We start from the raw sequence: 4,545 nt of genomic DNA, 5'->3' as shown, positions 1-4,545 counted from the left end.
CTCGGGGGACAGGATCGATCCGATTGAATCCGACACCATTATTGTCTTGGAATAGTAATGTTATTACATTACTATTCTGGCTTTTTTCGCGCCGCGCGCCTCCCGGCGTGCAACCGGCATTTCAAGCATCTCCCGCATTCCTACATGGCTTCTCTCATTTCCCATCCCGCCGCCGCCCGGCTGCGCTCCATCGACGCGCTGCGCGGCTTGGTCATCGTCATCATGCTGCTCGACCACGTGCGCGAGACCTTTTTCCTGCATCACCAGGTCGGTGATCCGATGGACGTGTCCGCCACGCCGCCGGACCTGTTCTTCTCGCGCCTGCTGGCGCATCTTTGCGCGCCGGTGTTCGTCTTTCTGACGGGCCTGTCGGCCTGGTTGTACGGCGCGAAGGCCGGCGACCGCGGCGCCACCGCCGCGTTTCTGGCCAAGCGGGGCGCATTCCTGATCGCGCTCGAAGTCATCGTCGTGAACTTCGCGTGGACCTTCCAGTTTCCGCCGTCCGTCGTGTACCTGCAGGTGATCTGGGTGATCGGCCTGTCCATGCTGTCGCTGGCGGCCTTGCTGTGGCTGCCGCGCTGGGCGCTGGTCGTCGTGGGCGTGGTGCTGGTCGCCGGCCACAACGCGCTGGATGCCGTGCACTTTGCCGCCGGCCACGCGATGCACGTGCCGTGGGCAGTGCTGCATGATCGCGGCTGGATCGAGGTGAGCGACACGCTGCGCCTGCGCACGTCGTACCCGTTGCTGCCGTGGATCGGCGTGATTGCGCTGGGGTATGCGGCCGGACCGTGGTTCCAGCCGGGTTCGGACGCGGCCGTGCGCCAGCGCCGTTTGTGGACGGCCGGGCTGGCGGCGGTGGCGGGCTTTGTGGTCCTGCGCGCGATCAATGGCTACGGGCAGTCGCAGAAGTGGGCCGTGCAGGACGACGCGCTGCATACCTTCATGAGCTTTGTGAACATCACCAAGTACCCGCCGTCGCTGATGTTCCTGCTGCTGACGCTGGGCTTGGGACTGTGCCTGCTGGTGCTGATCGAACGCGCGCAGTCGGCAGGTTGGGTCCGCGCGCTGTGCGTGTTTGGCGCCGCGCCCATGTTCTTCTATCTGCTGCACCTGTATGTGTTGAAGGCGCTGTACCTGGGCGGCGAAGCCATCTGGGGCCTGAACCAGGGCAAGTATTTCGGCGTGGACAGCATGGCGTCGGTGTGGGTGATTTCGATCCTGCTGGCCGTGGCGCTGTACTGGCCCGTGCGCTGGTTCGGACGCCTGAAGGCCGCGCGCCGCGATATCGCCTGGCTCAAATACCTGTGAGGCAGGCGATGGCAGCACGCAAGTTTGCCGCCGGCGTTGCGGCACTGATGGCGCCGTGGGCGGCCGACGCGCAGCAGAACGCGGTGACGCTGTATGGCGTCGTCGACCTGAGCATCGCGGGCTTTTCCACGCAGGAGCGCGGCACGGCCATCAACATGCAGTCGGGCGTGCAGTCCGGCTCGCGCTGGGGCCTGCGCGGCAGCGAAGACCTGGGCAACGGCCTGCGCGCAAACTTCCAGCTGGAAAGCGGCTTTCTGGCCACCAACGGCAACTCGGCGCAAGGCAGACGCCTGTTCGGACGCGCGGCGTGGGTGGGCGTGTCCGGCGGTTTCGGCGACCTTCGGCTGGGGCGGCAGACCTCGGTGTCGTCCGCCACGCTGGCGGACTACGATGCGTTCCTGGCGTCGTATCTGATCACGGGCGCGCAGACCGCGCTCCTGCCGTACAACGCCAATCGCGCCGACAACACGGTGTCGTACTGGAGTCCCTCCGTGGGCGGACTGCGCGCGGGCGTGGACGCCAGCCTGGACTATGACGGCGGCGGCTTTCGGACCGCGTCCACCAACAAGCTGTACAGCGCCGCAGTGGTGTTCGACCAGCCGGGCTATTCGATCGCCGCAACCTATGAGGGCGCAAGCTGGGCGGACGGGACGGTGCAATCGGCCGCCATGGCGAACGCCGGGGCCGACCGCCGTCCCTACGCGTACACGCTTGCGGGCCGCGCGACGGTGGATGCGTTCACGCTTTATGCCGGCTGGTCGGTGATGCGCAACGGCTCCACCATTCCGGCCGTGCCGTCACCCGGGCAGCGCGTGTACTTTCCGGGCAGCACGGTGCATGGCGTGATGGCGGGCGCTGCCTGGCGCACGGGCGCGAGCACCGTGATGGCATCGTGGCAGGGCAGCCTGCCGGGCGGAGGCGCGCTCGAACGCGATGGCGCCACGCACTCCCAGCAGATCTATTCGGCAGGCTACGTGTACGACCTGTCCAAGCGCACCAACGTGTACGCCATCTACGGCTACATGCGCGGCGCCTGGGACGATCCGTCGTGGCATCAGTCCCAGTACGCGGTGGGCCTGCGCCACCGCTTCTGACGGTGTATCAGTAGGCCTTCCCGGCAATCGAGTCCGCATAACCGAGATCCAGCCATTTGCCATCGGCAGGGATGCGGTCCAGATTGCCCAGGTCGATCTGGGTCTGGAGCGCGTCCTTCAAGGCCTGCTCGGGCACGGCCACGGAATCGGCGAACACGCCGTCGTCGATCAGACGTTGCACCGACGCGCGCACGACGGCGGGATCCAGGTTGGGAAAGAGCTTGAGGCCGCTGGCCACGGCGGCGGCCGGGTCCTTGCGGATCGTCTTGAGCGCGCGGTCGATGCCGGAGACGAACTTCTGCGAGACCTGCGGGGCAATGTCCTGGCGCGTGGAGATGGCCGAGAACGTGTACGGGCCGATTTCGCGCGAGAACGCCGAAACCACCTTGAAACCCTGGGCCTGCGCCTGCGAGGCGCCCGGTTCATAAAGCACCGCGCAATCGGCCTGGCCGGAACTGAGCGGGCCGATCTCGTTGCCCAGCGGCACTTCCAGCAGGTTCACGTCGCGCTTGGGGTCCAGGCCGGCGTTCTTGACCAGCTTGATGAACGCGGACGAACTGGTGGTCGGCATGGCGCCCGTGGCGATGGTGGCGCCTTTCAGGCTCTTGAAGCCGTCAAAGGCGAAGGCCGGCTTGCAGGTCAGCCACACGCCCAGGCGGTTCAGCGTGCCGCCCACCACCTTGACGGGCGCGCCGCGGCCGAAGGAGATCGCGGTCCATTCGGGGCCGTGCAGCGAGAAGTCGGCGCTTCGGGAGATGACGGCGGCCAGTGCGTTGGTCGAGGACGATGCGACGTCGATGCGCACGTCCAGCCCTTCGTCCTTGAAGTAGCCGTGTTCCTCGGCGAAATACACCGGCAGGTAGAACACGGACTTGAACGCGGCGGAGACAACGGCCTTGTCATTGGCCATGGCCGAGACGGACAGCAGGGAAGCAGCCGCGGCGGCGGCGATGCGCAGGGAGGTACGGATTTTCATGGATTTGCAGCGGCGCAATGCGCGCTTCACAGTTTGAATTGAGTGGCGTAGGTCTGGTCTTTCCAGCGCAGCAGGCGCTTTTCGGCGATGTCCACGCCGGCGTACAGGACAAAGCCCAGCGCCATCAGCGAGAAGATGCCGACCCAGACCGTGTTCAGGTCATAGAGCGACGAGGCGACGAAGATGATGTGGCCCAGGCCGTACTTGGACGAGATGAACTCGCCGACGACCGTGCCCACCAGCGCGAAGCCGATGTTGATGCGGAACGTGGCGATGATGGCGGGCAGCGCCGACGGCACGACGACCTTGGCAAAGATCTGCCGTTTGGTGGCGCCCAGCGAAACGAGCATCTTCTGGATGTCCGGGTCCGCGTCCTTGGCGGCCTGAAAGGCGGCCAGCAGCGCGACGATGGACGTCAGTGAGATCGACAGCGCCACCTTGGAAATCAGGCCCGTGCCGAACCACAGGATCACCAGCGGCGCGAACGCGATCTTCGGCACGCTGTTGATTGCGACCAGAAAGGGCTCGACCACCTTGGCGCCGTAGGGCGAATACCACAGCGCAAGACCCGGAATGGTGCCCACCACGGTGCCGACGACGAACCCGGCGGCCGACGCCCACAGCGTGTAGTTGGCGTGCTCCCAGAGTTCGCCGGACACGATCAGCTTCCAGCCCGCCTGCACGACGCCGGCCGGCGATCCGAACAGAAAACCCGACACGGCGCCGGTGCGCACGGCGGCTTCCCATGCGCCGAACAGCACGGCAAGAATGAGAAGCTGAGTCGCCAGGACGGGAAGGCGAAAGCCCCGGCGGGGACGCGCGGGCGCGGGCGAAGCGACGCCCTGGGCAAGAGATGCGGAGGTCTGGGTCATGCGTGGGTGCCGTCCTTGCGGGCGGTCTGTATGTCGAGTTCCTGGCACAGCAGGTCGAAGTAGCCGGGAAAGCGGCTGTCGTGGCGCGCATGCAGGGGCGAGCGCGTGCCAAGCTCGATGCGGTGCTCGCTTTTCAGGCGGCCGGGGCGGGCGCTCAGGACGAAGATGCGCTCGGACAGCGCGATGGCCTCGTCGATGTCGTGCGTCACCAGCACCACGGTCTTGCCCTGCTTGCTGACCGTGTCGGCCAGCATGGATTCCAGGAACAGGCGGGTCTGGTAGTCCAGCGCCGAAA

At 66.3% G+C, this 4,545-nt stretch carries 4 protein-coding genes and 1 pseudogene; 2 read left to right on the top strand and 3 right to left on the bottom strand.

Annotated elements, in window-relative coordinates; all coding sequences use genetic code 11:
- Positions 1-144: 144 nt before the first annotated feature.
- Positions 145-1,308, top strand: coding sequence for a heparan-alpha-glucosaminide N-acetyltransferase domain-containing protein (locus tag RT697_RS26945; protein WP_313702681.1), 1,164 nt, complete (start codon positions 145-147; stop codon positions 1,306-1,308).
- Between the two features lie 8 nt (positions 1,309-1,316).
- Complete coding sequence (locus RT697_RS26940) at positions 1,317-2,402, top strand: porin (RefSeq protein WP_313702680.1); 1,086 nt, start codon at positions 1,317-1,319, stop codon at positions 2,400-2,402.
- A 7-nt stretch (positions 2,403-2,409) separates the two neighbouring features.
- Here the strand turns inward: RT697_RS26940 and RT697_RS26935 are convergent, their stop codons facing one another.
- The 3 genes and pseudogenes from RT697_RS26935 to RT697_RS26925 all read right to left on the bottom strand — a co-directional run.
- Complete coding sequence (locus tag RT697_RS26935) at positions 2,410-3,378, bottom strand: ABC transporter substrate-binding protein (RefSeq protein ID WP_313702679.1); 969 nt, start codon at positions 3,376-3,378, stop codon at positions 2,410-2,412.
- Between the two features lie 26 nt (positions 3,379-3,404).
- Positions 3,405-4,250 (bottom strand): ABC transporter permease, encoded by an 846-nt coding sequence (locus RT697_RS26930; protein ID WP_313702678.1) that lies wholly within the window; start codon positions 4,248-4,250, stop codon positions 3,405-3,407.
- A pseudogene (locus RT697_RS26925) lies at positions 4,247-4,545 on the bottom strand (spermidine/putrescine ABC transporter ATP-binding protein); the annotation flags it as partial. The gene RT697_RS26930 and the pseudogene RT697_RS26925, both read right to left, overlap by 4 nt.

The sequence above is a fragment of the Achromobacter sp. genome (assembly GCF_032113835.1).
Lineage (GTDB): Bacteria > Pseudomonadota > Gammaproteobacteria > Burkholderiales > Burkholderiaceae_B > Achromobacter.
The sequence above is the reverse complement of the archived record's forward strand: the minus strand, read 5'-3'. Positions and strand labels throughout refer to the sequence as shown.